The 24,502-nt window shown below is 53.4% G+C and carries 27 protein-coding genes and 3 tRNA genes; 17 read left to right on the forward strand and 13 right to left on the reverse strand.

Going from position 1 to position 24,502, the window contains the following annotated elements:
- Positions 1 to 93: 93 nt before the first annotated feature.
- The 3 genes from pdxH to anmK all read right to left on the reverse strand — a co-directional run bounded on the left by pdxH (position 94) and on the right by anmK (position 2,359).
- Positions 94 to 750: a pyridoxamine 5'-phosphate oxidase gene (gene pdxH / locus MUU46_RS13420; RefSeq protein WP_159756131.1), complete on the reverse strand. Its 657-nt coding sequence runs from the start codon at positions 748 to 750 to the stop codon at positions 94 to 96.
- A 57-nt stretch (positions 751 to 807) separates the two neighbouring features.
- On the reverse strand, positions 808 to 1,143 hold the full coding sequence (gene mliC / locus MUU46_RS13425) for a C-type lysozyme inhibitor (RefSeq protein ID WP_258965767.1): 336 nt from the start codon (positions 1,141 to 1,143) through the stop codon (positions 808 to 810).
- Between the two features lie 91 nt (positions 1,144 to 1,234).
- The gene (gene anmK, locus MUU46_RS13430; protein WP_258965768.1) at positions 1,235 to 2,359 is read right to left on the reverse strand and encodes an anhydro-N-acetylmuramic acid kinase; all 1,125 of its coding nucleotides are present in this window, start codon (positions 2,357 to 2,359) and stop codon (positions 1,235 to 1,237) included.
- A gap of 276 nt (positions 2,360 to 2,635) precedes the next feature.
- Between anmK and slyB the strand changes: the two genes are divergently transcribed.
- A complete protein-coding gene (gene slyB / locus MUU46_RS13435) occupies positions 2,636 to 3,103 on the forward strand; it encodes an outer membrane lipoprotein SlyB (RefSeq protein ID WP_159756122.1) in 468 nt (155 codons plus the stop codon).
- A 94-nt stretch (positions 3,104 to 3,197) separates the two neighbouring features.
- On the opposite strand, the gene slyA is transcribed toward slyB, so the two are convergent.
- The gene (gene slyA / locus MUU46_RS13440; RefSeq protein ID WP_159756119.1) at positions 3,198 to 3,638 is read right to left on the reverse strand and encodes a transcriptional regulator SlyA; all 441 of its coding nucleotides are present in this window, start codon (positions 3,636 to 3,638) and stop codon (positions 3,198 to 3,200) included.
- A gap of 184 nt (positions 3,639 to 3,822) precedes the next feature.
- Between slyA and MUU46_RS13445 the strand changes: the two genes are divergently transcribed.
- The 3 genes from MUU46_RS13445 to MUU46_RS13455 are packed head-to-tail and all read left to right on the forward strand — an operon-like array spanning position 3,823 to position 7,030.
- Positions 3,823 to 4,059: a DUF1656 domain-containing protein gene (locus tag MUU46_RS13445; protein WP_159756116.1), complete on the forward strand. Its 237-nt coding sequence runs from the start codon at positions 3,823 to 3,825 to the stop codon at positions 4,057 to 4,059.
- Positions 4,060 to 4,067: 8 nt separating this feature from the next.
- Positions 4,068 to 5,006: an HlyD family secretion protein gene (locus tag MUU46_RS13450; RefSeq protein WP_258965769.1), complete on the forward strand. Its 939-nt coding sequence runs from the start codon at positions 4,068 to 4,070 to the stop codon at positions 5,004 to 5,006.
- The gene (locus MUU46_RS13455; RefSeq protein ID WP_258965770.1) at positions 5,006 to 7,030 is read left to right on the forward strand and encodes an FUSC family protein; all 2,025 of its coding nucleotides are present in this window, start codon (positions 5,006 to 5,008) and stop codon (positions 7,028 to 7,030) included. The genes MUU46_RS13450 and MUU46_RS13455 overlap by 1 nt, the downstream gene beginning before the upstream one ends.
- Here MUU46_RS13455 and sodC read toward each other — a convergent pair.
- From sodC to MUU46_RS13470, 3 genes are all read right to left on the reverse strand, one after another.
- Positions 7,023 to 7,544, reverse strand: a complete 522-nt coding sequence (sodC, locus tag MUU46_RS13460) for a superoxide dismutase [Cu-Zn] SodC (RefSeq protein WP_159756107.1) — start codon at positions 7,542 to 7,544, stop codon at positions 7,023 to 7,025. The two genes, MUU46_RS13455 and sodC, sit on opposite strands and share 8 nt — an antisense overlap.
- Positions 7,545 to 7,624: 80 nt before the next feature.
- The gene (locus tag MUU46_RS13465; RefSeq protein WP_159756104.1) at positions 7,625 to 8,521 is read right to left on the reverse strand and encodes an aldo/keto reductase; all 897 of its coding nucleotides are present in this window, start codon (positions 8,519 to 8,521) and stop codon (positions 7,625 to 7,627) included.
- A gap of 49 nt (positions 8,522 to 8,570) precedes the next feature.
- Positions 8,571 to 8,810, reverse strand: coding sequence for a DUF1289 domain-containing protein (locus MUU46_RS13470; protein WP_125355416.1), 240 nt, complete (start codon positions 8,808 to 8,810; stop codon positions 8,571 to 8,573).
- A 110-nt stretch (positions 8,811 to 8,920) separates the two neighbouring features.
- Between MUU46_RS13470 and MUU46_RS13475 the strand changes: the two genes are divergently transcribed.
- The 4 genes from MUU46_RS13475 to rnt all read left to right on the forward strand — a co-directional run bounded on the left by MUU46_RS13475 (position 8,921) and on the right by rnt (position 11,925).
- Positions 8,921 to 9,520, forward strand: coding sequence for a TetR/AcrR family transcriptional regulator (locus MUU46_RS13475; RefSeq protein WP_159756098.1), 600 nt, complete (start codon positions 8,921 to 8,923; stop codon positions 9,518 to 9,520).
- Between the two features lie 57 nt (positions 9,521 to 9,577).
- Positions 9,578 to 10,675, forward strand: a complete 1,098-nt coding sequence (locus tag MUU46_RS13480; RefSeq protein ID WP_258965771.1) for an alkene reductase — start codon at positions 9,578 to 9,580, stop codon at positions 10,673 to 10,675.
- Between the two features lie 78 nt (positions 10,676 to 10,753).
- Positions 10,754 to 11,161, forward strand: a complete 408-nt coding sequence (gene gloA / locus MUU46_RS13485; protein ID WP_110508445.1) for a lactoylglutathione lyase — start codon at positions 10,754 to 10,756, stop codon at positions 11,159 to 11,161.
- A 107-nt stretch (positions 11,162 to 11,268) separates the two neighbouring features.
- Positions 11,269 to 11,925, forward strand: a complete 657-nt coding sequence (gene rnt / locus MUU46_RS13490; protein ID WP_159756092.1) for a ribonuclease T — start codon at positions 11,269 to 11,271, stop codon at positions 11,923 to 11,925.
- A gap of 43 nt (positions 11,926 to 11,968) precedes the next feature.
- On the opposite strand, the gene MUU46_RS13495 is transcribed toward rnt, so the two are convergent.
- Positions 11,969 to 12,319, reverse strand: coding sequence for a Grx4 family monothiol glutaredoxin (locus MUU46_RS13495; protein WP_110508449.1), 351 nt, complete (start codon positions 12,317 to 12,319; stop codon positions 11,969 to 11,971).
- Between the two features lie 338 nt (positions 12,320 to 12,657).
- Here MUU46_RS13495 and MUU46_RS13500 point away from each other — a divergent pair, with 338 nt between their 5' ends.
- Both MUU46_RS13500 and sodB read left to right on the forward strand, forming a co-directional pair.
- Positions 12,658 to 13,473, forward strand: a complete 816-nt coding sequence (locus tag MUU46_RS13500) for a C40 family peptidase (RefSeq protein ID WP_159756089.1) — start codon at positions 12,658 to 12,660, stop codon at positions 13,471 to 13,473.
- 120 nt (positions 13,474 to 13,593) lie between these two features.
- Complete coding sequence (sodB, locus tag MUU46_RS13505; protein ID WP_258965772.1) at positions 13,594 to 14,175, forward strand: superoxide dismutase [Fe]; 582 nt, start codon at positions 13,594 to 13,596, stop codon at positions 14,173 to 14,175.
- A gap of 40 nt (positions 14,176 to 14,215) precedes the next feature.
- Here the strand turns inward: sodB and MUU46_RS13510 are convergent, their stop codons facing one another.
- Together MUU46_RS13510 and cydH are read right to left on the reverse strand one after the other, a co-directional pair.
- Entirely contained in the window at positions 14,216 to 15,382 is a 1,167-nt protein-coding gene (locus tag MUU46_RS13510) for an MFS transporter (protein WP_258965773.1), read from the reverse strand.
- Between the two features lie 171 nt (positions 15,383 to 15,553).
- Complete coding sequence (gene cydH / locus MUU46_RS13515; protein ID WP_159756080.1) at positions 15,554 to 15,643, reverse strand: cytochrome bd-I oxidase subunit CydH; 90 nt, start codon at positions 15,641 to 15,643, stop codon at positions 15,554 to 15,556.
- Between the two features lie 292 nt (positions 15,644 to 15,935).
- Between cydH and purR the strand changes: the two genes are divergently transcribed.
- Positions 15,936 to 16,961: an HTH-type transcriptional repressor PurR gene (purR, locus tag MUU46_RS13520; protein ID WP_159756077.1), complete on the forward strand. Its 1,026-nt coding sequence runs from the start codon at positions 15,936 to 15,938 to the stop codon at positions 16,959 to 16,961.
- A gap of 18 nt (positions 16,962 to 16,979) precedes the next feature.
- Here the strand turns inward: purR and punR are convergent, their stop codons facing one another.
- Positions 16,980 to 17,891 (reverse strand): DNA-binding transcriptional activator PunR, encoded by a 912-nt coding sequence (gene punR / locus MUU46_RS13525; RefSeq protein ID WP_258965774.1) that lies wholly within the window; start codon positions 17,889 to 17,891, stop codon positions 16,980 to 16,982.
- Between the two features lie 107 nt (positions 17,892 to 17,998).
- Between punR and punC the strand changes: the two genes are divergently transcribed.
- Both punC and cfa read left to right on the forward strand, forming a co-directional pair.
- Entirely contained in the window at positions 17,999 to 19,198 is a 1,200-nt protein-coding gene (gene punC, locus MUU46_RS13530; protein ID WP_258965775.1) for a purine nucleoside transporter PunC, read from the forward strand.
- A 299-nt stretch (positions 19,199 to 19,497) separates the two neighbouring features.
- The gene (gene cfa, locus MUU46_RS13535) at positions 19,498 to 20,646 is read left to right on the forward strand and encodes a cyclopropane fatty acyl phospholipid synthase (protein ID WP_258965776.1); all 1,149 of its coding nucleotides are present in this window, start codon (positions 19,498 to 19,500) and stop codon (positions 20,644 to 20,646) included.
- A 29-nt stretch (positions 20,647 to 20,675) separates the two neighbouring features.
- Here cfa and MUU46_RS13540 read toward each other — a convergent pair whose 3' ends face one another.
- Positions 20,676 to 21,317, reverse strand: a complete 642-nt coding sequence (locus MUU46_RS13540) for a riboflavin synthase subunit alpha (protein WP_258965777.1) — start codon at positions 21,315 to 21,317, stop codon at positions 20,676 to 20,678.
- A 237-nt stretch (positions 21,318 to 21,554) separates the two neighbouring features.
- Between MUU46_RS13540 and mdtK the strand changes: the two genes are divergently transcribed.
- From mdtK to MUU46_RS13560, 4 genes are all read left to right on the forward strand, one after another.
- A complete protein-coding gene (gene mdtK / locus MUU46_RS13545; protein ID WP_159756062.1) occupies positions 21,555 to 22,928 on the forward strand; it encodes an MdtK family multidrug efflux MATE transporter in 1,374 nt (457 codons plus the stop codon).
- A gap of 138 nt (positions 22,929 to 23,066) precedes the next feature.
- Positions 23,067 to 23,143: transfer RNA gene (locus MUU46_RS13550), tRNA-Val, on the forward strand.
- Positions 23,144 to 23,145: 2 nt separating this feature from the next.
- A tRNA-Val gene (locus tag MUU46_RS13555) sits at positions 23,146 to 23,222 on the forward strand.
- Positions 23,223 to 23,234: 12 nt separating this feature from the next.
- Positions 23,235 to 23,311, forward strand: a tRNA-Val gene (locus tag MUU46_RS13560).
- A gap of 96 nt (positions 23,312 to 23,407) precedes the next feature.
- On the opposite strand, the gene MUU46_RS13565 is transcribed toward MUU46_RS13560, so the two are convergent.
- Positions 23,408 to 24,436, reverse strand: coding sequence for a LacI family DNA-binding transcriptional regulator (locus MUU46_RS13565; protein WP_258965778.1), 1,029 nt, complete (start codon positions 24,434 to 24,436; stop codon positions 23,408 to 23,410).
- Positions 24,437 to 24,502 lie beyond the last annotated feature (66 nt).

Raw genomic sequence — 24,502 nt, forward strand, 5'->3', positions numbered from 1 at the left:
GTCGGTACACGACGTTTCGCCGTTTGCGAAATGGTCAATAGAATAAAACGCCAGCCCGTGTTGTGCCAGCGCTTAAAACAACAAAATGCGCGATTACGGCGCGAGGCGGTCGATTTTCCATGCGTCGTTTTCACGCTGGTATAAAAAACGATCGTGCAGACGGTGTTCACCACCCTGCCAGAACTCCATCGACTCAATATTGATGCGGTAGCCACCCCAGAAACTCGGCAGCGGTACTTCGCCCTGCTGGAACTTCTGTTTGAGCTCGAGGAATTTGCTTTCGAGGATCCCGCGCGCCGAAATACGGCTGGACTGTTTGGAGACCCAGGCGCCAATCTGGCTGTCCCTTGGACGACTGTGGAAGTATTTCACCACTTCAAGGGTAGAAAGACGTTCGGCTTTACCGGTGACCATCACCTGACGCTCCAGCGTGTGCCACGGGAAAAGCAGGCTGATATGCGGATTCTGCTCGAGGTGGTGCGCCTTCCGACTACCGAGGTTGGTATAGAACACCAGCCCTTTTTCGTCGTAATGCTTCAACAAAACGATACGCTGATACGGTTGACCGTTTTCGTCCACGGTTGCCACAACCATCGCGGTAGGATCGGCGAGTCGGGCCTCACAGGCCTGACCCAGCCAGCGCTCAAACAGCGCCAGGGGTTCAGCAGGAAGGTCGCGACGGCGCAGGCCGCCACGGGTGTACTCACGGCGCAGATGCGCGATTTGCTGCAGGGAGTCGTTGTCAGACATGGCGTTTAGGATAGTTGTCTTCAGGTGGCGCTATTGTGCGCCGCCATCAGCAAAATCTCAACGCTTCGGGTTTTGTAACTGACAGTTATTCAGCACGATACGGTCACGTTTGTAGACCGTGGCGCTGTCGCCTTGCGACCAGAAGACGTAAATACCGTCGGTGTAACGCGTGCCAGAGGCGGAGATGCCCTGGGTTAACGTTTGCTGCTGATTGTCATAGATGAAATCCACCTGCTGACGGGTGTTATTGAGGTGAACGGTCAGCGGTTTTTCATCGCACTGGTATTGCAGGGTGTCGGTGTTCATTCGCTCAACGAACTGGTTGTAGTAGCTACAACCGGAGAGCATCAGGGGGGCTATCAGTGGTACTACAGCGAGAAGAATTTTTTTCATTGGCTTGCCTTAAGACTGTCCCGGTCCCGGAGGGCAGATGCCCTCCCTTAACCCTTCTATTCTATCGTCAATGGGCACGCGCCTCAGTCAGTTAACTCTGATTCTGCCGCGGATTTGCAGGGAAAATAGCCCCTAAAATAGTAGGCTCACTGGCACCAGTGACCGACGGTAAATTACCCGGTAGCCCTGCAAGGGTACGCCACGCGAGCCATGCGAAAGCCAGGCCTTCCATATCGTCTCCGCTGACGCCAGCATCATCGGTGGTCGAGACTTCGGTGCCAGACAGCAGTGCAGCCAGACGTGCCATCAACAGCGGATTACGGCTCCCGCCGCCGCACACCAGTAACCGTTCACAGCCGCCGCTCAGCAACACCTGCTCGCTGATGGTAACTGCGGTTAATTCAGTCAGTGTGGCCATGACATCTTTCGCCGCTAAACCCGGATGCTTCGCCAACTGCCGTTCCAGCCAGCCGTAATTAAAATATTCGCGACCGGTACTTTTCGGTGCCGGTAGCGCAAACCACGGGTCACTCAGCATTTCCTGCAACAGTGGCAGGATAACTTTGCCGGAGTTCGCCCACTCGGCGTCTTTATCGTACGGTTTACTGCACTGACGCCAGATCCACGCGTCCATCAGCATATTGCCCGGCCCGGTGTCGTGCCCTTTTACCGGCAAACCAGGACAAAGCATCGACAGATTCGCAATCCCGCCGATGTTCAGCACGATACGACGCTCATGCGGATTAGCCAGCAACGCGTGATGGAACGCAGGCACCAGCGGCGCACCTTGGCCACCAAGCGCGATATCGCGACGGCGGAAATCGCCAATCACCGTCACGCCGGTGCGCGCGGCAATAATATTGTTGTCACCAATTTGCAGCGTATGCGGGGCGTCTCCGTCCGGTTCATGCCAGACGGTCTGGCCATGACAGCCAATGGCAACGATATCATCGGCAGACAGTTTTTCCTGCGCCATCAGCGCCAACACCGCATCGGCAAACAGACGACCCAAGCGTGTATCGAGCTGACCGTACATCGACAGAGTCAGTTGCTGACCTTGGCAAATCGCGAGGATGTCTTCCTTCAGCGCAATGGGAATGGGATACGACAAGCTGGCCTGCTGCGCCACCATGTTATCGTCCATGGCCGCAAGCACTACGTCCACGCCATCAAGGCTGGTACCCGACATCACACCAATATAGCGACCCGAATTCATACGCCTTCCTTAGTTCATGACAGAGAGCCACACTGAAACATAAAGTCTTTCTTAATACCATGATCCAATAACAAAATTTAACAAACCTGTGCGTGGGCGCGATACGGCCTGAATCAGAGTGGCAACGTAACGGCCGTTTACGCTTGGTTAAGCACAAAGAGATTATAATTTTGCAGAGATCCTCGTAGAACATATGACCCGTGGCGCATAAATGCCATATAATTGCGGTGTAAGGATGCTCTCAAGAGCGTTTCTTGGTGAACAGGAGATTCATAAATGATGTTACGTGTATTGGCCGTTTCAATGATTGGTTTATCGCTTGCTGGTTGTGTTAATAGCAGCGGCCTCTCCGGGGACGTTTATTCCGCATCCGAAGCCAAACAGGTTCAGAATGTGACCTACGGGACCATCGTCCACACGCGTCCGGTACAGATCCAGGGTGGCAACGATTCTAACGTTATTGGCGCAATCGGTGGTGCGGTTCTCGGTGGCTTCCTCGGGAATACCGTCGGCGGTGGTTCGGGTCGTTCACTCGCGACCGCAGCAGGTGCTGTTGCAGGTGGCGTAGCGGGCCAGGGCGTTCAGGGGGCAATGAACAAAACCCAGGGCGTTGAGCTGGAAATCCGCAAAGACGACGGCAACACCATTATGGTTGTGCAGAAACAGGGTGATACGCAATTTGTCTCAGGCCAGCGCGTTGTAATGGCCAGCAACGGCAGCCAAGTGACCGTTTCCCCACGCTAATTATCAGGCCAGCTGGAGGTCACCGGATGGTGACCTGGCGGGCATAAAAAAAGGCCCTGATATCAGGGCCTTTTTGTCACTATCGGCGAGAAACTCAGTCTATGGACTGCAGTTCGTTGATATTTTGCTCTAGCTTACGAATAAGCCCAAGCAGTAAATCCAGTTCCTCAGGAGAAATGCCCGCAAGGATTTCACCCCGCGTCTTGCGAATCACCGTCTCCATATCTTCAATCAACGGTTCGGCTTTTTCTGTCAGTTTAATGCGTTTAGCACGACGGTCATTAGCACAGGTCTGACGCGTAATCAGGCCCTTCTCTTCTAGCTGATCCAATGTACGAACCAGTGAAGGTTGCTCAATCCCAATCGCTTTAGCCAGTTGAATTTGCGACTGTTCAGGCGGCAGCTGATGAATGTTATGCAGCGTGACCCAGTGAGTCTGCGTTAATTCCAGAGGTTTCAGGCGATGGTCAATCAAAGCACGCCAGATACGCACCAGCCGTGCCAGATCAGAACCCAGTGGCGATTCCAATTTCATCTCCTTATAATTAGCTTGCTAAGTTATTATACTGATTTTAGAATAGTGTGCAGCATTTAAATGCCCAAAACAAATGTATTGCCTTGTCCCCGCAGGCTGACACAATGATTTACACTGATAATTATGATGGCGCATCGTTACGGCCCTCGACCCGCAACGATGCATTTGCAAAGGATTTTTGCTCGTGAAGCTGACGCTCAATACTTCGGGACTTCCCCTCCAGGACCTCATCGTCGGGGCCTCTATTTATTTTCCCCCGCTGTTCAAAGCGGTTATCCTGGGTTTCCTCATCTGGCTGCTAGCCCATCGCCAACTGCGTGACTGGATGTACGCCGGTGACGTCTGGCATCCGTTGTTAATGGATCTTTCCCTGTTCGCGCTGGCGGTATGCCTGGCGTTGGTTTTGATTGTGGCGTGGTAACTAACTAAATGAAAAAACTAAAATATTTCTCCACGCTGCTGGTCGCGGCCCTGGCACTGATAGCCGTGTGGCTGGTCTGGAATTACTACATGCAGTCGCCGTGGACCCGTGACGGCAAAATCCGTGCCGAGCAGGTCAGCATCACGCCGCAGGTTTCGGGCAGTATCATGGAACTGAATGTGAAGGATAACCAGCAGGTTAAAGCTGGTGATGTGCTGTTTCGCCTCGATGCCACGCCGTTTCACATTGCGGTGATGAATGCCCAGGCACAACATGCTAAGGCTTTGTCTGATATGGCAAAAGCGAAATCGGATATGGACAGGTCACAGTCGGATATGGACAAGGCAAGACGTGAGGCCACTCGCCGTCGCAATTTGCCAAAAAACTTCATCTCCGCAGAAGATCTCGACACGGTTAACATCGCGCTACAAACCGCTAAAGCCAATACTGAAGCCGCTAAAGCCAGCGTTGCCGCCGCCAAAGCCAGTGCTGATGCCGCTAACGCCGCGCTGGAACATGCCAACTGGCAGCTGTCGCAAACCGAGGTCAAAGCCCCGGTTGACGGCTGGGTAACCAACGTGTCCACTCGCACTGGCGATTACGCCGCCGTCGGCCACCCTGTATTCGCCCTCGTAGACAGCCATTCCTTCTACGTCGTGGGCTACTTCGAAGAAACCAAACTTCGTCACATCAAACCAGGTGTCAGTGCCAGCGTGGTGCTGTACAGTAATGGGCAAGCGTTACAGGGTCACGTCGCCAGCATTGGACGCGCCATCTCTGATCAGAGCGTTGGCGCGGAAGGTAGCCTGATTGCCGATGTCAAACCAACCATTCCGTGGGTGCGCCTGGCCCAGCGAGTGCCGGTACGTATCGAATTTGATAAGTTGCCGGACGATATTATTCTGGTGTCCGGCACCACCTGCACCGTGTCGATTGGATCTCTGTAATGAACCTCCAGGTGCTCAACTGGCGGTCGCTGCCGTGGATTAAAGCGACCCGCCCGCAATGGCGATATGCGCTACGCAACGGCATCGCCATGTGTCTGGCCCTGAGCTTTGCGTATTACATCAATCTCGACCAGCCCTACTGGGCAATGACCTCCGCCGCAGTGGTGAGTTTCCCCACCGTCGGCGGTGTTATCAGTAAAAGCCTTGGCCGAATCGCCGGAAGCCTGCTCGGCGCCGTCGCTGCAATCCTGATTGTCGGGCACACCATGACCGACCCCTGGCTTTTCCTGCTGGGGCTATCTGCGTGGATAGCCTTTTGCACCTGGACCTGCGCGATGTACATGAATAACGCCGCGTATGCGTTCCAGTTGGCGGGCTACACCTGCGCCATCATCGCCTTCCCAATGGTCAATCTGGTGGATACCACCCATCTGTGGGATATCGCGCAGGCCCGTGTCTGTGAAGTTGTTCTCGGGATTTTGTGCGGCGCGCTGATGATGATGATCCTGCCAAGCACCTCAGATGGCACTACGCTTCTGACCGCCCTGAAAAACATGCATGCGCGTATTCTGGAGCACGCCAGTCTGCTTTGGCAGCCGGAAACCACTGATGCGATTCGTACCGCGCATGAGAGCGTTATCGGTCAGATCCTGACCATGAACCTGCTTCGCATTCAGGCGTTCTGGAGCCATTATCGTTTCCGACGCCAGAACAGCCTGCTGAACTATTTGTTACACCAGCAATTGCGACTGACCAGCGTGATTTCCAGCCTGCGCCGGATGTTGATTAACTGGCCTGAATCCCCCGCCAATACCCGCGAAGTGCTCGAAAAATTATTTGCCGAGCTCGCCAGAACTGACGCAAACGCGTATTCCGTGGCCCGGATAATCGCGCCGCTGGCCCCACGCAACCCGATGGATTACCGCCATCAGGCATTCTGGCAGCGTCTGCGCTATTTCTGCCGTCTTTATTTGACCTCCAGTCGTTGGCTGCAACGGCTGGAAAATGCCTCAGCGATCACCGAATTTGACGTACCAACAGCGCCTGCATTGACCCGGCGAACCGACCACGCTGAAGCGCTGTGGAACGGACTGCGCACCTTTTTCGCGCTGATCATGGTCGGGGCATGGACCATCAATACCCAATGGACATCCGGCCCTGCGGCGCTGACCCTGGCGGCGATTTGCTGTGTACTGTTTTCGACATCGCCCTCACCATTCAATTCTCTGGCTTTGCTGCTACGCACGCTGCTTTGGCTGTCGCTGTTCAGCTTTGCCGTGAAGTTTGGCCTGATGGTGCAAATCAGTGACCTCTGGCAATTCCTGCTGTTTCTGTTCCCTCTACTGATCACCATGCAACTGTTCAAATTACAGATGCCGAAATACGCGGGGCTATGGGGACAGTTGGTGGTGTTTATGGGTTCTTTTATTTCGGTCACCAATCCGCCAGTGTATGATTTTGCAGGGTTTCTCAATGATAATCTGGCAAAAATTATCGGCGTAGGAATGGCATGGCTGGCCTTTGCGGTGCTGAAACCGGGCTCTGACGCGCGTAAAAGCCGGCGTCATATTCAGTCGTTACGTCGTCACTTTATTGATCAACTGAGTCGTCATCCTCAGCAAAATGAGCATGAATTTGAATCGTTGGTTTATCACTATATCAGCCAGCTCAGTAACAGCCAGGATGCCTTCTCCCGCCGCTGGCTGCTGCGCTGGGGCGTGGTATTGCTCAACTGTTCCCACGTGGTCTGGCAGTTGCGTGATTGGGAAACGCGTTCTGATCCGCTGGTTCAGGTCCGGGACATGTGCATCAGCCTGCTGCGGGATGTAATGAGCGAACGCGGCGTCCAGCAACGCCCGCTGGCATCCACGCTGAGCGAGTTAAAACGGATTTACGAAACCTTGGGCCATCACCACCAGCCTGCCGCCGGTGAACTGGCGGCGATAGTATGGCGGCTTTACTGCTCTCTGTTACAGCTCGAACAGGCTCCGATAGCGGGCACCATAACAGAAAGAACTACTTGATAACCCCACAAGCATAGCGCACGCCACCACCGCCGAGCGGTTTCGGCTGATCGGACATGTTATCTCCGCCTACGTGGATCATCAGTGCTTTGCCTTTCACTTCATCAAGTTTTTTCAGACGCGGCGCCAGGACGGGCTGCGTCGCTTTCCCCTCTTTATCCACCACCAGCACTGGCAAATCACCTAAGTGCCCCAGTCCGGCGGGTCCTTCGTGTTTACCGGTATGATCCGGGTCCAGATGACCGCCAGCAGCTTCGGCTGCATTGGCTTTGCCCTCTTTAATCGCAGGCTGGCAGCTGCCGTTGGCATGTACGTGGAAACCGTGTTCGCCAGGAGGCAACGCTTTGAGGTCAGGAGAAAATTCGAGGCCTTTATCGGTTTCGGTGATTTTTACCTCACCAATGGACTGTCCGACGGCTTGCGGGGTGACAAGATTCATTTCCACTTCCGTGCTGGCCGCGTATGCGCCGCTTGAAATGGCAAGAGTCAGTAACGTGAGCGTGATGCGCTTCATAGTACCTCCAAAAAAAAAGTGTCCCTGGTAAGTCTAAACCAGGAACACCTTTTTGGACGGAACGTCAGCGCAAAACGTGATTACGGTACGTCGTAACCCAGCGCGGCTTTACGGATGCGGAACCACTGCTGACGGGTCATTTCGAGGTGCTCGGCAGCAATCGCAGAACGCACGCGTTCGATTTTGCCGGAGCCGATAATCGGCAGTGGCTGAGACGGTAGACGCATCACCCAGGCGTAAACCACCTGTTCGATGCTTTCCGCGTTCAGTTCTTTCGCGACGTTGGCCAGCTCTTCGCGCAGCGGGCCGAATTTGTCGTCATTGAACAGGCTACCGCCCCCCAGGCACGACCATGCCATCGGACGCACGCGCAACTGTTGCAGCTGATCGAGCGTGCCGTCCAACAGCAGCGGCTGGTGAACCGGAGAAAGTTCGACCTGGTTAGTCGCCAGGGTAAATGGCAGACGTGATTGCAGCAGCGAGAACTGCGCCGGGGTAAAGTTAGACACGCCAAAATGGCGCACTTTGCCACTCTGATGCAGCTCGGTGAAGGCTTCAGCCACTTCGTCTGCATCCATCAGCGGATCCGGACGATGGATCAGCAGCAGGTCCAGATAGTCGGTGGCCAGATTGGTCAGGGACTGCTCAGCGCTGCGAACGATGTGAGATTTATCGGTGATATAGTGCCCGATAGCGTGTTCAGGTTTCGCGGTGGTCGCAATTCCGCATTTGCTGACCACTTCCATACGCGAACGCAGCTGCGGAGCCAGTTTTAAGGCTTCGCCAAACGCGGCTTCGCACAGATAACCGCCATAGATATCGGCATGGTCGACGGTGGTAATACCGAGGTCGAGATGCTCTTCAATAAAGCTGACCAGCTGCTGCGGGGACATGTTCCAGTCCATCAGACGCCAGTACCCCATTACGAAGCGGGAGAATTCTGGGCCATTTGGCGCGAGAGTAATACGCTGAACCATACGAGCTTCCTCAACTGAAAAATTTCATCGAGTATACGCATATTTAGCGTTAAAACAGTGAAGGCTGATCAGGTTCTTCAGGTAAAGCGGATTTGTTTGCGCGGATTTTACGCAGCAGACGTTGACGGCAGAGTCGTAACACCTCCTGCTTTTGAGCATCATTGAAATTTTGCCAGTTGAATCGCTCGTCGCGGCTGCGCATACAACCCCGGCAGTAGCCGCGTTCATCGGACTGACAAATCCCCCGGCACGGACTCTGTACCGGGAAAAACTCCAGTTGTTCTGCCACGCCGCCCCCTGTTATCTGCCTACTCTCATTGAAGCCTGATAATGCGCATCCTGCAACCAGCAATCATTTATCTCTTGCATTAGACCGATCGGTCTACTACATTGAACCCCATGAACAAACATGCTGAACACGACACTCGCGAACATATCCTCGCTACTGGCGAGCGTTTATGTATGCACCGCGGCTTTACCGGAATGGGGCTCAGCGAGCTGCTGAAAACGGCAGAAGTGCCAAAAGGCTCGTTTTATCACTATTTCCGCTCTAAAGAAGCGTTTGGTGTCGCGATGCTCGAACGCCACTACGCAGACTATCACCATCGTCTCTCTGAGCATTTTGCCCATGGCGACGGCAACTACCGCGACCGCCTGCTGGCCTATTACCAGCACACGCTGAATCAGTTTTGTCAGCAAGGTATTATCAGCGGTTGTCTGACGGTAAAGCTGTCTGCCGAAGTGTGTGACCTCTCGGAAGTCATGCGCACGGAAATGAACAAAGGGGCCAGCCAGATTATTGTTTTGCTCTCCCACGCGCTTGAAGAAGGACGTAAAGAGAAAAGCCTTACCATTTACGGTGATGCTCATACCCAGGCCGAAGTGCTGTATTCGCTCTGGTTGGGGGCCAATCTTCAGGCCAAAATTTCTCGCAGTGCGACGCCCCTCGAAAGCGCGCTCGAACATGCGAAGACCATGATTGCCGCGCCTGGCCAATAACAGGCGTTTTTATTTTACGATTTACTAGACGACCGGTCTATTCAGGAGTCATGCACTATGTCACAACACAAACTGTTTACCCCGCTCAAGGCTGGCGCTGTTACGCTGCCTAACCGCGTACTGATGGCCCCGTTGACGCGTCTTCGCAGCATCGAGCCCGGTGACATCCCTACACCACTGATGGGTGAATACTATCGCCAGCGCGCAAGCTCCGGACTGATTATCTCTGAAGCGACGCAGATTTCTGCCCAAGCGAAAGGCTACGCGGGCGCACCCGGTCTGCACAGCCCAGAACAAATTGCCGCGTGGAAAAAAATCACTGCAGGCGTACATGCTGAAAACGGTCACATCGCCGTTCAGCTGTGGCACACCGGCCGTATTTCGCATAACAGCCTCCAGCCAGACGGCCAGTCACCGGTTGCCCCATCTGCGCTGAGCGCGGGCACCCGTACTTCCCTGCGTGATGCTAACGGCCACGCCACTCGCGAAGACACGTCTGTACCGCGCGCGCTGGAACTGGAAGAAATCCCGGGTATCGTTGACGATTTCCGCCAGGCGGTGGCTAACGCTCGTGAAGCCGGTTTCGACCTCGTTGAACTGCACTCCGCGCACGGCTACCTGCTGCACCAGTTCCTGTCTCCATCAGCAAACCAGCGTACCGATCAGTACGGCGGTAGCATTGAAAACCGCGCCCGTCTGGTGCTGGAAGTGGTAGATGCCGTCAGTAAAGAGTGGAGCGCCGATCGCATCGGGATCCGTGTTTCGCCGATTGGTTCGTTCCAGAACACCGACAACGGCCCGAACGAAGAAGCGGATGCGCTGTATCTGATTGAAGGACTGGGCAAACGCGGTATTGCATACCTGCACATGTCTGAGCCAGACTGGGCCGGCGGTCAGCCTTATACCGAAGAATTCCGTCGTAAAGTACGCGAACGTTTCCACGGCCCAATTATCGGGGCCGGGGCGTACACTCCGGAAAAAGCAGAAGATCTGATTGCTAAAGGTCTGATTGATGCCGTGGCATTTGGTCGCGCATACATCGCAAACCCCGACCTGGTTGCACGTCTGGAACGTAAAGCAGAACTGAACCCACAGCGCCCGGAAACCTTCTACGGCGGCGGCGCAGAAGGTTATACCGACTACCCTACACTCTAATCCCCGCATTGATAGCGGCGGGCATCCGCCGCTATACTGATTGTCCTGCTTTATAAACAATACGATAAGGGGAAGACTATGCGCCTACTTCACACCATGCTGCGTGTTGGCAATCTGCAACGTTCCATCGAATTTTACACCAACGTGCTGGGCATGAAGCTGCTGCGCACCAGCGAAAACCCGGAATACAAATATTCCCTCGCCTTCGTCGGCTACGGCCCGGAGAGTGAAGAAGCGGTCATCGAACTGACCTATAACTGGGACGTTGAAAGCTACGATCTCGGCACCGCTTACGGCCATATCGCACTGAGCGTAGATAATGCCGCAGAAGCCTGTGAGCGCATCCGCAATAACGGCGGCAACGTAACCCGCGAAGCCGGTCCGGTAAAAGGCGGCTCCACCGTTATCGCCTTTGTCGAAGATCCAGATGGATATAAAATCGAACTGATTGAAGCCAAAGACGCCGGTAAAGGTCTTGGTCATTAAGACTCCCTGGGTGCTACGGCACCCATTTTTTTGCTCCTGCCTCTGCTGCAACTGCTGGCAAAATTTGCCATAATGCGCGCTACTTTTTGTAAGCCTAAGAGATCCTGATGTCCGACAACGCTCAACGTAATGCACTGTGCGACCGCTTCCGTGGTTTTTATCCTGTAGTAATAGACGTAGAAACAGCGGGCTTTAACGCCAAAACAGATGCGCTGCTGGAAGTCGCCGCCGTGACGTTAAAAATGGACGAAGACGGCTGGTTGATGCCGGACAGTACACTGCATTTCCATGTTGAACCGTTTGAAGGTGCGAATCTGGTCCCGGAAGCGCTGGCGTTTAATGGTATTGATCCTAATGACCCTGAACGTGGTGCCGTCAGCGAATACGACGCCCTGCACGCTATCTATAAAGAAATACGTAAAGGCATGAAGGATCAGGAGTGCAATCGGGCAATCATGGTGGCGCACAACGCTACATTCGATCACAGCTTTATAATGGCCGCTTCTGAACGCGCCGGGCTGAAACGCAATCCCTTCCACCCGTTTGTGACTTTTGATACCGCCGCGCTGAGCGGGCTGGCACTGGGGCAAACCGTGTTGTCGAAAGCCTGCCTGGCCGCAGGAATGGAATTTGACGGCAACAAGGCACACTCTGCGCTGTATGACACCGAACAGACGGCGCAGCTGTTTTGTGAAATCGTCAACCGCTGGAAACGTTTGGGCGGCTGGCCGCTACCATTGCCAGAAAGCGAAAGCGAAGAATAAAAAAAGCGACCATCGGGTCGCTTTTTTATTACCAGTCAAAAACTTACTCAGCGCTGCTCTGCTCGTCGTCTTTGTACTTTGCAGCCGTCTCTTTGATCAGCTGCTGCAGTTCGCCACGCTGGTACATCTCAATCAGGATGTCACAGCCGCCAACCAGCTCACCGTCAATCCACAGCTGTGGGAAGGTCGGCCAGTTTGCGTATTTTGGCAGCTCAGCGCGGATATCCGGGTTTTGCAGAATATCAACGTAAGCAAAACGTTCGCCACAGGCAGACAGTGCCTGAACCGCCTGAGCAGAGAAACCACAGCTTGGCAGTTTCGGGGATCCCTTCATATACAGGAGGATTGGATTCTCGGCGATTTGGGTCTGGATTTTCTCAAGAGTCGTACTCATATCTTGCTTCCTTAAACTTCTTTTTATGGCTGTAGTCGCTAAGTGTAACGTCAACGACGGCTGTCAGAAAATAACATTTTGTTCACGATAATGCATTTTACCTCTGACCTTTTGAAGTTGCCTTAAAAATATGCCTTTATCGGCCTCCCCTGCCTAAACATGCGCATTTTCCGAGCATGTTATGTCCACTTTGACGCATTTTTTTGCAGTCGCTAACGAAACTGTGCAGCAGATACAAAAACACTATTAACAATTAATGTTTTTATGCTTTAGAATCGATTCGTTTTGTCAATCATACCCAGGCATGACCGTTTGCCTGCCTAACAGAGGAATGCTCAGTGGCGCGGATAAATAAAGTCTCGATCACGCTCTGTGCTTTGCTGTTTACATCGTTGTCCATTACGCCTTTGTCCCACGCATCGGAGCAGGCGCGTGCTTCTGCGTCGCAAAAGTCCCATCAAGCGAAAGCAGACCGTAAAAAGAAAACGACGGGCAACAAAACAAAATCGACGACGAAAACTTCAAGCAAAAAGAAAACCAGTACTCTTAAGCAAACAACGACCGCCAAAAGTAAAAAAACATCCGCCGTCAATAAAACCGCCTCCACCCGCAAAATACATAGCCCCGCACTGAAAACCGCTTCCGTCAAAATGGCGCAGAAATGCAGCGTACGTAAAGGCCATAAAAAGAAATGCCTTAGCGAAGACGTAAAACCGTTAACCATTGCGGATGCACATAAAGCACGCGTGCAGAAAGCACAAAAAACGGCGATGAATAAATTGATGGGCCAGATTGGCAAACCATACCGTTGGGGTGGCACTTCGCCACGCACCGGTTTCGATTGCAGCGGTCTGGTTTATTACGCGTATAAAGATCTGGTGAAATTCCGTATTCCTCGCACCGCGAATGAAATGTATCACTTGCGTGATGCGCGCGCTGTTAACCGGGGTGAGCTGCAAAGCGGCGATTTGGTGTTCTTCCGTACCCGCGGTCGTGGCACTGCCGATCACGTAGGCGTTTACGTCGGCAATGGCAAATTTATTCAGTCCCCGCGCACCGGCCGCGATATCCAGATTACCTCTCTGAGCGAAGATTACTGGGCGAACCACTACGTTGGCGCACGACGCGTGATGACGCCTAAAACAATTCGCTGATCCCTGCCCTGTCGATATATCGATAGGGTAAGTTCTTCTTTAGCCACATCTTTTAATTTGCTACCCTATCCATACTCAATGCATGGTTATTGAGTAATAAAATAATAGGGAGAATAAGCAATGTCATTCGAATTACCTGCATTACCGTATGCAAAAGACGCCCTGGCGCCACACATCTCCGTAGAAACGCTGGAATACCACTACGGCAAACATCACCAGACGTATGTCACCAACCTCAACAACCTGATCAAAGGCACTGCGTTTGAGGGCAAAACGCTGGAAGAGATCGTTCGCACTTCCGAAGCGGGCGTTTTCAACAATGCTGCACAGGTATGGAACCACACGTTTTACTGGAACTGCCTGGCACCCAACGCCGGTGGCGAGCCAAACGGTGACGTCGCAGCCGCTATTAACACGAGCTTCGGCAGCTTTGCTGACTTTAAAGCACAGTTCACCGATGCCGCTGTTAAGAATTTCGGCGCTGGCTGGACCTGGCTTGTGAAAAATACAGACGGCAAACTGGCTATCGTTTCTACGTCTAACGCGGGTACCCCGTTAACGACTGACGCCAAACCGCTGCTGACCGTGGATGTGTGGGAACATGCCTACTACATTGACTACCGTAACGCCCGCCCGAACTATCTCGAGCATTTCTGGGCGCTGGTAAACTGGGAATTTGTCGCGAAGAACCTGGCGGCATAATCTATTGCCCGGCGAGAAACATCACCCGCCGGGCATATTATCAATGGCTGGAATACACTTCTTCTGGCTGACGACGCCCAGTCATCAGCACAACCAGTAACGCAACCCCAGCGATAATCGCACCCATTACTGGCACGAAGGTGTAACCCAGACCGCCGGAAATCACTGCCCCGCCCGCGGCCGCGCCCAGCGCATTACCCAGGTTGAACGCCCCAATATTGACCGATGACGACAGACCTGGTGCTTCATGTGCTACACGCATCACGCGCATTTGTAGCGGAGGAACTACCGCGAAGGTCGCCGCCCCCCAGATAACCATGCTCACCGCCGCACCGATTTCGTTTTGCGCAAGCCACGGGATGAACGCCATGATAATGATAAGTAGCGTCAGGAAACCTTTCAGCGTGGCAGTCACGGAGCGGTCAGCAAACTTGCCACCGAGATAGTTACCGATAGAGAAGCCGATGCCAATCAGTACCAGCATGGCGGTAACGAACAGCGGTGACGCATGCGTAATGGTATGCAGCACTGGCGAAATATAGGTGTAGAGCGTGAACATCGCCCCGGCCCCGAGCACGGTCGTCAACAGCGCCGTCAGCACCTGTGGGCGCATCAGAACCGACAGCTCTTTTTTTACGTCCGGGCGTTCACCGCTGCTGCCCTTCGGTAACGAGAACCACAGGCTGACCATCGCCACCAGGCCAAGTCCGGCCGTCGCAAGGAACGACATTCGCCAGCCGATGGTTTCACCAAGCCAAGTGGCCGCCGGAACGCCGCCGATATTGGCAATCGTCAGCCCCATAAACATGGTCGCCACCGCGCTGGCTTGCTTGTGCTTAGGCACTACGCTTGCAGCCACAACCGAGCCGAGGCCGAAGAAAGCGCCATGATTAAGACTGGTGATAATGCGCGACAACAGCAGCGTAGTGTAATCCGGCGCGATAGCCGACAGCACATTGCCGAGCGTGAAAATTGCCATCAGGAAAATAAGCGCATTACGGCGCGCGCGATGTGAAAGCAGCAGCGTCATCAGCGGGGCACCGACCATCACGCCAATGGCATAGGCGCTGATCAGCATTCCGGCCGCGGGAATCGACACGTCCACACCTTTGGCGATGACAGGCAGCAGGCCCATTGGCGAAAACTCAGTGGTACCTATGCCAAATGCCCCAACAGCCAGTGCCAGCAGGGGGAAATTGATTTTCATGTAACGACTCCGGTAAGCCATCTCATTGAGACAGTGCGAAAGCAGAAGCCAAAAGCATGACATCAATCACAAAAAAACAAAAGTAAACAAAATGGCAAAAGTTTTTTGCGAATTTGATAACAATCAGGAAGGAAAATGAGAAGGAGGAAGAGAGCTCTCCCTCCGGATAAATCAGTGCAGTACAGCAGTCAGCGCGGCAGCAACGATCAGCGCCAAAGCGATAACGGTGGTCATCAGAGAGAGCTTCAGGTCGGTACTCATCAATTTTTCTCCTTTTAATCCCCACAACAAAAGTGAGCTTGCTCATTTTTGCACAAATATACGCAAAAATCTTCCAGGTTTTAGGCTCATAGCGATTTTTCTCTTTCCCTTTGCCTCAGAATCAGACAAAATTCCACGCTAATTTAAAAGCGTACCAGCCATTGACCCCCTCCCGTCGTCCTGTCTGTCTCCCGGCGTACTGCAATTCAGTTGAATTGTGTTAAGGGTGTGTAAAGGCAAACGTTTTCGTGTCGGTAATCAGGCGTAAGGAAAGGGTCTGGAGTGAGAACGAATGGCAACTATTAAAGATGTAGCGAAACGCGCAAACGTTTCCACTACAACTGTATCACATGTAATTAACAAGACGCGTTTCGTGGCAGAAGATACCCGTAACGCGGTATGGGCGGCCATTAAAGAGCTGCACTACTCCCCAAGCGCCGTGGCACGCAGCCTGAAGGTGAATCACACCAAAACAATCGGCCTGCTGGCAACCAGCAGTGAAGCTGCCTATTTTGCTGAAATCATTGAAGCCGTTGAGAAAAACTGCTTCGAGAAAGGCTATACCCTGATCTTGGGTAATGCCTGGAACAACCTTGAAAAACAGCGCGCCTATCTTTCAATGATGGCGCAAAAGCGCGTCGATGGCCTACTGGTGATGTGTTCCGAATACCCGCAGTCGGTGCTCGAGATGCTGGAAGAGTACCGTCACATCCCGATGGTGGTGATGGACTGGGGCGAATCTAAAGCTGATTTTACCGACTCGGTGAATGATAACGCTTTCCAGGGGGGCTATATTGCCGGACGCTATCTGGTCGAACGCGGTCATCGTGAAATCGGCGTCATTCCTGGCCCGATGGAGCGTAACACCGGCGCCGGACGTCTGGCGGGCTTCATGAAAGCCATGGAAGAAGCGCAAATCAACGTGCCTGAAAACTGGATTGTTCAGGGTGATTTTGAGCCGGAATCCGGCTATCGCGCCATGCAGCAAATTCTTGCACAACAGCCACGCCCAACCGCCGTGTTCTGCGGCGGTGACATTATGGCGATGGGTGCGTTGTGTGCCGCAGACGAAATGGGTCTGCGTGTTCCACAGGATATTTCAGTCATTGGTTACGATAACGTGCGCAACGCGCGCTTCTTTACCCCTGCCCTGACCACTATCCACCAGCCTAAGGATTCGCTGGGTGAAGCGGCCTTCGATATGCTGCTGGATCGCATCGTCAATAAGCGTGAAGAGTCGCAGTCTATTGAAGTGCATCCTCGCCTGATCGAGCGCCGCTCGGTGGCCGACGGCCCATTCCGCGACTACCGCCGTTAATGACCTCTCAGGAGCCGGTTATTCCGGCTCCTGTAACCACTCTTTATTCAACGTTTCACTGTCCCCCAAATACTCCAGCAGCCAGCTCAGCGCCGGTGACATGTCATTTTGTTGCCAGGTCAGGCAGCACGCTGCATCAGGGAACGGATTTTCCAGCTCCAGCGCCACCCATTCACCACTGTCGATATACGGACGGGCAAAATGCGTGGGCACCATTCCGGCACACAGACCAGCGGAAAGACAGGTCGCGGAAGATTCCCAGTCCGGCACCACAATCCGTTTTTGATTATCCAGCAACCAGGTGATACGTTTCGGCAGCGATCGCGAGGTATCTTCCCGTACCAGCGCCGGCCAGTTGCGCAACACATCATCGCTGAGCGGGCCGGGCATCTGCGCCAGCGGATGTTGACTCGACACCACGCAGTTCCAGCTCAGCATCCCCATATCACGAAATGCGTAACGCCCACCGACCGGGATCGCCTGTGTGGCGCCAATCGCCAGCTCTACACGCCCGTCGGATAACGCATCCCACACGCCGTTGAATACTTCCTGGAAAACGCACAGTTCGACATCCTTAAAGTGGCGATAGAAATCGACAATCATCTGCCGGGTACGTTCCGGGCGCACAATATTATCCACCGCGATGGCCAAATTGCCACGCCAGCCGTTGGCAATTTGCTGACACTGCTGGCGGGTGATCTGCATTTTTTTGATAACAGAGCGACCCTCTTTCAAAAACCAGGCACCTGCGGGGGTTAATTCTACGTCGCGATGGCGTCGTTCAAACAGCGGTACCGCCAGCCATTCTTCCAGCTGACGTACGGTATAGCTGATCGCAGAAGGCACACGGTGCAACTCCTGCGCGGCTGCGCTGAAGCTCCCGTTACGCGCTACGGCGTCCACGACTTCTAGAGAATATTCTGACCACATAGGCTGCCTGCAAAAAATTTGAACTCACCAGACAAATATTAGCGTTTCACAAGAGAAGTTGCACTCCCTACACTCTGCTGCCATCGACACCTGCAACGAGAAAGAAAATGAATAAGCAACCTGGGAAAGGATTTTTGTGCTGGCTGGCTGGCCTGAGCGTACTCGGTTTTCTGGCAACCGATATGTATCTGCCCGCATTTGCCGCCATTCAAACTGATTTACAAACCCCTGCTGCTGCCGTCAGCGCCAGCCTGAGCCTGTTCCTGGCCGGTTTTGCCCTCGCACAGCTGATGTGGGGTCCGCTGTCTGACCGTTACGGTCGTAAACCTATTCTGCTGACCGGCTTGGCGATATTCGCCTTTGGCTGTCTGGGGATGCTGTGGGTCCGTGATGCAACCCTGCTGCTGGTGCTCCGCTTCGTTCAGGCGGTCGGCGTTTGCGCCGCTACCGTCACCTGGCAGGCGATGGTCACCGATTATTATCCGGCCCAACGCACCAATCGTATCTTCGCGACTATCATGCCGCTGGTTGGACTTTCCCCAGCGCTGGCACCGCTGCTCGGCAGCTGGATCCTGCATCATTTCGAATGGCAGGCAATTTTTGCCACCCTGTTCGGCATTACGCTGCTGCTGATGCTGCCTGCGCTACGTCTGCAAAAACCCGTGCGAACCGTGCATAAAGAAGAACAGCCGCTGACCTTCCTGACACTTTTGCGCTCGAAAGATTATCGCGGCAACGTACTGATTTACGCCGCCTGCTCCGCCAGCTTCTTTGCGTGGCTGACCGGCTCGCCGTTTATTCTGAGCGCCATGGGTTACGGCCCGACGGTGATTGGCCTGAGCTACGTGCCGCAGACCATCGCTTTCCTTATTGGGGGCTACGGCTGTCGTGCCGCCCTGCAAAAATGGGAAGGACAACAGATGCTGCCATGGCTGCTGCTGGCCTTTGCCGTGAGCGTAGCGGGCACCTTTGCTGTCGGTTTGACCGCAGGCAGCTCACTGACCACCCTGCTGATCCCTTTCTGTCTGATGGCGATGGCCAACGGCGCGATTTACCCAATCGTTGTGGCTCAGGCACTGCGCCCGTTCCCACACGCTACGGGTCGGGCAGCTGCGATGCAAAACACGTTGCAGTTGGGTTTGTGTTTCCTGGCAAGCCTGGTGGTTTCCACCCTGATTTCTACTCCACTCCTGACCACCACCAGCGTGATGCTGGCCACCGTGGTTCTGGCAGGCTGGGGTTACCGGATGCAGTTTGTTGCACAACGTGATGAAAACGCGGGTCCAACTGAAGAATCACACGCATAGTATCGTTAGCGACTATGTAACAATTCAGTCATTAGTTTGCTAAGAATTTTTTATTGAATCACTCATTTTTGCGGCCTATACTGGTTCGGTAACACATAAATACGATAAATATTAGCGATTAACGGGGGAACGGATCTCCCCCGATTAACCACGGAAGGCCTTTCGGCAAGGGTTATCTCCCTTCCTCTGTTCTACGTCGGATAGCAGACTCACGGATATTCCGTGAGAGTTCTCACACAACCAAAAAAGCGTCTACGCTGTTTTAAGGTTCTGATCACAAGCCGCGTGATGGAGAAGCTATGAGTTCATCGTGTATAGAAGAAGTAAATGTGCCTGATGATGACTGGTACCGCATTGTTAATGAATTACTGAGTCGTGCCGGCGTCAGGGTTAATGGTTCTGCTCCCTCAGATATCCGGGTCAATAATCCCCTGTTCTTTAAACGTGTGCTGCAGGAAGGGTCACTGGGATTAGGCGAAAGCTATATGGACGGCTGGTGGGAATGCGAACGGCTCGATGTATTTTTTCATAATGTGCTTCGTGCCGGTCTGGAAAGCCAACTCCCCCACCATCTTAAAGACACGCTTCGTGTCGCAGGTGCCCGTCTGCTCAATCTTCAAAGTAAAAAACGCGCCTGGATAGTGGGTAAAGAGCATTACGATTTGGGCAACGATTTATTCAGTCGGATGCTTGACCCCTTTATGCAATATTCCTGCGCGTACTGGAAAGATGCGGAAACGCTGGAACAGGCACAACAGGCGAAACTGGACCTCATTTGTCAGAAACTGCATTTGCAGCGCGGCATGCGGGTTCTGGATATCGGCTGCGGCTGGGGTGGGCTGGCGCAATTTATGGCGAAAAACTACGACGTGAGCGTCGTCGGTGTGACCATTTCGGCTGAACAGCAGAAGATGGCCCAGGCGCGCTGCGAAGGGCTGGACGTGCAAATCCTGTTGCAGGATTATCGAGATTTGCAGGATCAGTTCGACCGTATTGTATCTGTCGGAATGTTCGAGCACGTCGGGCCAAAAAACTACACCACCTATTTCGACGTAGTGGATCGTAACCTGACACCTGACGGCCTGTTTTTGCTGCACACCATCGGGTCGAAGAAAACGGATAACAGTGTGGATCCGTGGATAGACAAATACATCTTCCCGAATGGCTGCCTGCCTTCCGTGCGTCAAATTGCCAACGCCAGTGAACCGCACTTTGTAATGGAAGACTGGCATAACTTTGGCGCTGATTACGACACGACTCTGATGGCCTGGCATACGCGTTTTCTGCATAGCTGGCCAGAAATTGCTGACAACTATTCAGAGCGTTTCAGAAGGATGTTCTCATATTATCTGAATGCTTGTGCCGGGGCATTTCGTGCTCGCGATATCCAACTCTGGCAGGTGGTATTCACCCGCGGTGCCGAAGGTGGTTTACGCGTCGCCCGATAAAACAAACCCCGGCAAGCCGGGGTTTGTTTTTACTCATCTGCGCTGAACGTTTTGGTTGCCGCTTCCTTTGCGGCCATGACACGTTCTACCGTATCCACCACCGCCTGCGTCTGCGGATCAATCTCAATGTTCACCTTCTCACCGAGCTTTTTCTTACCGAGCGTCGTGCGCTCCAGCGTTTCCGGGATCAGATGCACGCAGAAGCGCGTCGGTGTGACTTCTCCGACTGTCAGGCTAATACCGTCAATGCCGATAAAACCTTTATACAAGATATATTTCATCAGCGTCGGATCCTGAACCTTGAACCATATCTGGCGGTTATTTTCAGAGGTCAGGATTTTTGATACGTCGGCAGTGGTCATAATATGGCCCGACATTAAATGGCCGCCAATCTCATCGCTAAAACGCGCGGCACGTTCCACGTTAACCACGTCGCCAGCTTTCAGCTCGCCAAGATTGGTGATGCGCAGCGTCTCTTTCATCAAGTCAAAACTGATGTGATTGCCGTTAATTTCCGTCACCGTCAGGCAGCAACCGTTGTGGGCAACAGAGGCACCAGTTTCAATGCCGTCGAGCATATGCACTGGCATTTCAACGACATGCGTGCGGAAGTTAGGTTTTTCATCGATGGACACAATTTTTGCAGTGCCCTGAACGATACCAGTAAACATGCCAATAACTCCTGTATCTTACGAGGACGGAATCATCACCGCCTTTTATACCCCGCACAATACCAGTTGCCATCCAGCCTTGCCAGTCAGGCTGTGCTCACTGCCATTTTTTGACTGGCTTAATACCCATTACTCGCTACAATATATTCGAAAATTCCCCAGCTCTTTCTTTTTGCTGCCAGTGCCGGCGGCTTTTTTAGTCTTTTCAACAATAACAAACAATAAAAGGTACCTCCCGTGCAAAAGTACGTTATTGAAGCGCGCCAGCTTCTCGCGCTGGCAATCCCGGTCATCATTGCGCAGGTGGCCCAAACCGCAATGGGTTTCGTTGATACGGTCATGGCCGGTGGTTACAGCGCCACCGATATGGCCGCGGTGGCGATCGGCACCTCTATCTGGCTCCCGGCAATTTTATTTGGTCACGGCCTGCTGTTGGCCCTGACGCCGGTGGTGGCTCAACTGAACGGTTCCGGTCGTCGCGACCGCATCGGCCATCAGATTCGCCAGGGGTTCTGGCTCGCCGGTTTTGTCTCCATCCTGGTGATGGTTGTGCTGTGGAATGCCGGTTATATCATTCACGCCATGCATAATATTGACCCGGTTCTGGCGGATAAAGCCGTCGGCTACCTGCGCGCATTGCTGTGGGGCGTTCCAGGGTATTTGTTCTTCCAGGTATGCCGCAATCAGTGTGAAGGTCTGGCGAAAACCAAACCGGGCATGGTAATGGGCTTTATCGGTCTGCTGGTGAATATTCCAGTGAACTACATCTTCATTTATGGTCATTTTGGTATGCCAGAACTCGGCGGCGTTGGCTGCGGTGTGGCGACGGCTTCCGTTTACTGGGTTATGTTCTTCGCGATGGTTTCCTACGTGAAACGCGCCCGTTCAATGCGAGATATTCGCACCTACGAAGGATTCGGGAAGCCTGACTACGCGATCATGAAACGTCTGGTGCAGCTCGGGTTGCCTATCGCGTTAGCGCTGTTTTTCGAAGTGACGCTGTTTGCGGTAGTCGCACTTCTGGTATCGCCATTGGGGATTGTTGATGTGGCCGGACACCAGATTGCGCTTAACTTCAGCTCGCTGATGTTCGTCATGCCAATGTCTCTGGCGGCGGCGGTCACTATCCGCGTTGGTTTTCGTCTGGGCCAAGGTTCCACGCTGGATGCTCAAACCGCGGCCCGTACCGGACTTGGCGTCGGTGTCTGCATGGCGGTATTGACAGCGATTTTTACCGTGACGATGCGTGAGTATATTGCGCTGCTTTATAACGATAATCCTGAAGTCGTGACCCTTGCCTCGCACCTGATGTTGCTCGCTGCGGTATATCAGATTTCAGACTCCATTCAGGTTATCGGCAGCGGTATACTTCGCGGTTATAAAGATACGCGCTCAATCTTCTTTATTACGTTCACCGCCTATTGGGTGCTCGGTCTGCCAAGCGGATATGTGCTGGCGTTAACCGATATCGTCGTGCCGCGTATGGGTCCGGCGGGCTTTTGGATAGGCTTTATCATCGGCCTGACCTCTGCTGCAATCCTGATGATGTTGAGAATGCGTTTCCTCCAGCGTCAGCCGTCAACAATTATTCTGGCTCGTGCATCCCGATAAGTGTCTGACAGTCGCCTCAGGGCGGCTGCTTTCTCGACAGTTTGTGCAGTGTTTCCGCAATCGCGTGAAATCTGGAAGAAAAGTGGCATTTGCCTCTTGCCACTTCTCCTTCCTGCCGCTAATATTCGTCCCCGTTGTGCGTCCGTAGCTCAGTTGGTTAGAGCACCACCTTGACATGGTGGGGGTCGGTGGTTCGAGTCCACTCGGACGCACCATTGCGTTTATAGCTCAGTTGGTTAGAGCACCACCTTGACATGGTGGGGGTCGTTGGTTCGAGTCCAATTAAACGCACCATTTCTCTTTTATGCGTCCGTAGCTCAGTTGGTTAGAGCACCACCTTGACATGGTGGGGGTCGGTGGTTCGAGTCCACTCGGACGCACCATTCTGTAAAATATCTCTCCCTCTTTCCTTTATTCTTAAAAGCTGTCCACGCAACAATATTCAGGCAATGAAGCGCTTTCGTCCTTCTTATCGTGCCTCAAATTTCAGTCTGGGTCGGTTTGCGTGCACTGTTTCGTACCACCAGTTTTCCCGACAACACTTGCTGGACTGCCGGTGAGTCAGCATCGTCGAATTGCTGAGTAATGATCCGCACCGCGGAAGTCACCATGTCGTTAACCGGCTGAACATAGGTCGTCAGGCTGAATAAAGGCCAGGCCCCCATGGCAATGTTATCGAACCCCACAACAGAGATATCCTGACCCGCCACGAGCCCCAACTCACCAACCACGACATTCAATGCGCCTATCGCCATAATATCGTTGGCGCAGAAAATACCCTCCGGACGATCTTTACCTTTCAGCAACTGGCGGGTCGCCTCCATAGCCATTTCAAGATTGTATAGACCCTGAACACGCAGCGGTGGTGCAATACCCTGCGCACGCAGGCGATCACAGAAACCTTTCTCGCGATCCCGGCTGGTCGATGAACTGTCGAGCCCGGCCATAAATGCCAGACGTTGGTGCCCACCCGCCACCAGAAAATCGGCAATTTGTGCGCCGCCTGCGAGGTTGTCACTGGTCACACTTGAAACGCTTTTGCTGTCATTTTTTCGGTTCAGCAGTAATACCGGCAAGCCATTCTGTTGACACTCTTCAGCAAAATGGGATGAAAGAATGGTGGACACTAAGATCAGCGCCTCGACGCGATGCCGCAGTATCTCTTCCAGAATCGGATCAGTATCGCCATCGCCCTGCATTGAGAATAGCAGCACGCGATATCCTATTTCGTTGAAGGCGTGCGACAGTTCGTCTACCAGACTGGCATAGAAAGGATTCATCAAACCAGGCACCACTACGCCAATCAGATTAGAGCGACGGGTTATCAGTGAACGGGCGACAAAACTCGGCCGGTAACCCAGGTGTGCTGCGGCGAGTTTGACTTTCTCCCTCGTCGCATCAGAGACCTTGCCCCCTTCGGTAAAGGCCCTTGATACCGCAGATTGTGAAACGCCTGCAAGCTTTGCCACTTCATAGCTTGTCACGGGACGGCGGATACGTTCGACCATTGAGAGCTCCCTTCAAAAAGAAATACCGTGGCAGACATTATGGAGGATTACACCCCTGAATCATAA

It is taken from the genome of Scandinavium tedordense (assembly GCF_024764965.1).
Classification (GTDB): domain Bacteria; phylum Pseudomonadota; class Gammaproteobacteria; order Enterobacterales; family Enterobacteriaceae; genus Scandinavium; species Scandinavium tedordense.

Bases quoted from the DNA above. Each gene is read 5' to 3' on its own strand.
- pdxH (WP_159756131.1), bottom strand. From the start codon at position 750: ATGTCTGACAACGACTCCCTGCAGCAAATCGCGCATCTGCGCCGTGAG.
- mliC (WP_258965767.1), bottom strand. From the start codon at position 1,143: ATGAAAAAAATTCTTCTCGCTGTAGTACCACTGATAGCCCCCCTGATG.
- anmK (WP_258965768.1), bottom strand. From the start codon at position 2,359: ATGAATTCGGGTCGCTATATTGGTGTGATGTCGGGTACCAGCCTTGAT.
- slyB (WP_159756122.1), top strand. From the start codon at position 2,636: ATGATGTTACGTGTATTGGCCGTTTCAATGATTGGTTTATCGCTTGCT.
- slyA (WP_159756119.1), bottom strand. From the start codon at position 3,638: ATGAAATTGGAATCGCCACTGGGTTCTGATCTGGCACGGCTGGTGCGT.
- MUU46_RS13450 (WP_258965769.1), top strand. From the start codon at position 4,068: ATGAAAAAACTAAAATATTTCTCCACGCTGCTGGTCGCGGCCCTGGCA.
- MUU46_RS13455 (WP_258965770.1), top strand. From the start codon at position 5,006: ATGAACCTCCAGGTGCTCAACTGGCGGTCGCTGCCGTGGATTAAAGCG.
- sodC (WP_159756107.1), bottom strand. From the start codon at position 7,544: ATGAAGCGCATCACGCTCACGTTACTGACTCTTGCCATTTCAAGCGGC.
- MUU46_RS13465 (WP_159756104.1), bottom strand. From the start codon at position 8,521: ATGGTTCAGCGTATTACTCTCGCGCCAAATGGCCCAGAATTCTCCCGC.
- MUU46_RS13475 (WP_159756098.1), top strand. From the start codon at position 8,921: ATGAACAAACATGCTGAACACGACACTCGCGAACATATCCTCGCTACT.
- MUU46_RS13480 (WP_258965771.1), top strand. From the start codon at position 9,578: ATGTCACAACACAAACTGTTTACCCCGCTCAAGGCTGGCGCTGTTACG.
- gloA (WP_110508445.1), top strand. From the start codon at position 10,754: ATGCGCCTACTTCACACCATGCTGCGTGTTGGCAATCTGCAACGTTCC.
- rnt (WP_159756092.1), top strand. From the start codon at position 11,269: ATGTCCGACAACGCTCAACGTAATGCACTGTGCGACCGCTTCCGTGGT.
- MUU46_RS13495 (WP_110508449.1), bottom strand. From the start codon at position 12,319: ATGAGTACGACTCTTGAGAAAATCCAGACCCAAATCGCCGAGAATCCA.
- sodB (WP_258965772.1), top strand. From the start codon at position 13,594: ATGTCATTCGAATTACCTGCATTACCGTATGCAAAAGACGCCCTGGCG.
- MUU46_RS13510 (WP_258965773.1), bottom strand. From the start codon at position 15,382: ATGAAAATCAATTTCCCCCTGCTGGCACTGGCTGTTGGGGCATTTGGC.
- cydH (WP_159756080.1), bottom strand. From the start codon at position 15,643: ATGAGTACCGACCTGAAGCTCTCTCTGATGACCACCGTTATCGCTTTG.
- purR (WP_159756077.1), top strand. From the start codon at position 15,936: ATGGCAACTATTAAAGATGTAGCGAAACGCGCAAACGTTTCCACTACA.
- punR (WP_258965774.1), bottom strand. From the start codon at position 17,891: ATGTGGTCAGAATATTCTCTAGAAGTCGTGGACGCCGTAGCGCGTAAC.
- punC (WP_258965775.1), top strand. From the start codon at position 17,999: ATGAATAAGCAACCTGGGAAAGGATTTTTGTGCTGGCTGGCTGGCCTG.
- cfa (WP_258965776.1), top strand. From the start codon at position 19,498: ATGAGTTCATCGTGTATAGAAGAAGTAAATGTGCCTGATGATGACTGG.
- MUU46_RS13540 (WP_258965777.1), bottom strand. From the start codon at position 21,317: ATGTTTACTGGTATCGTTCAGGGCACTGCAAAAATTGTGTCCATCGAT.
- MUU46_RS13565 (WP_258965778.1), bottom strand. From the start codon at position 24,436: ATGGTCGAACGTATCCGCCGTCCCGTGACAAGCTATGAAGTGGCAAAG.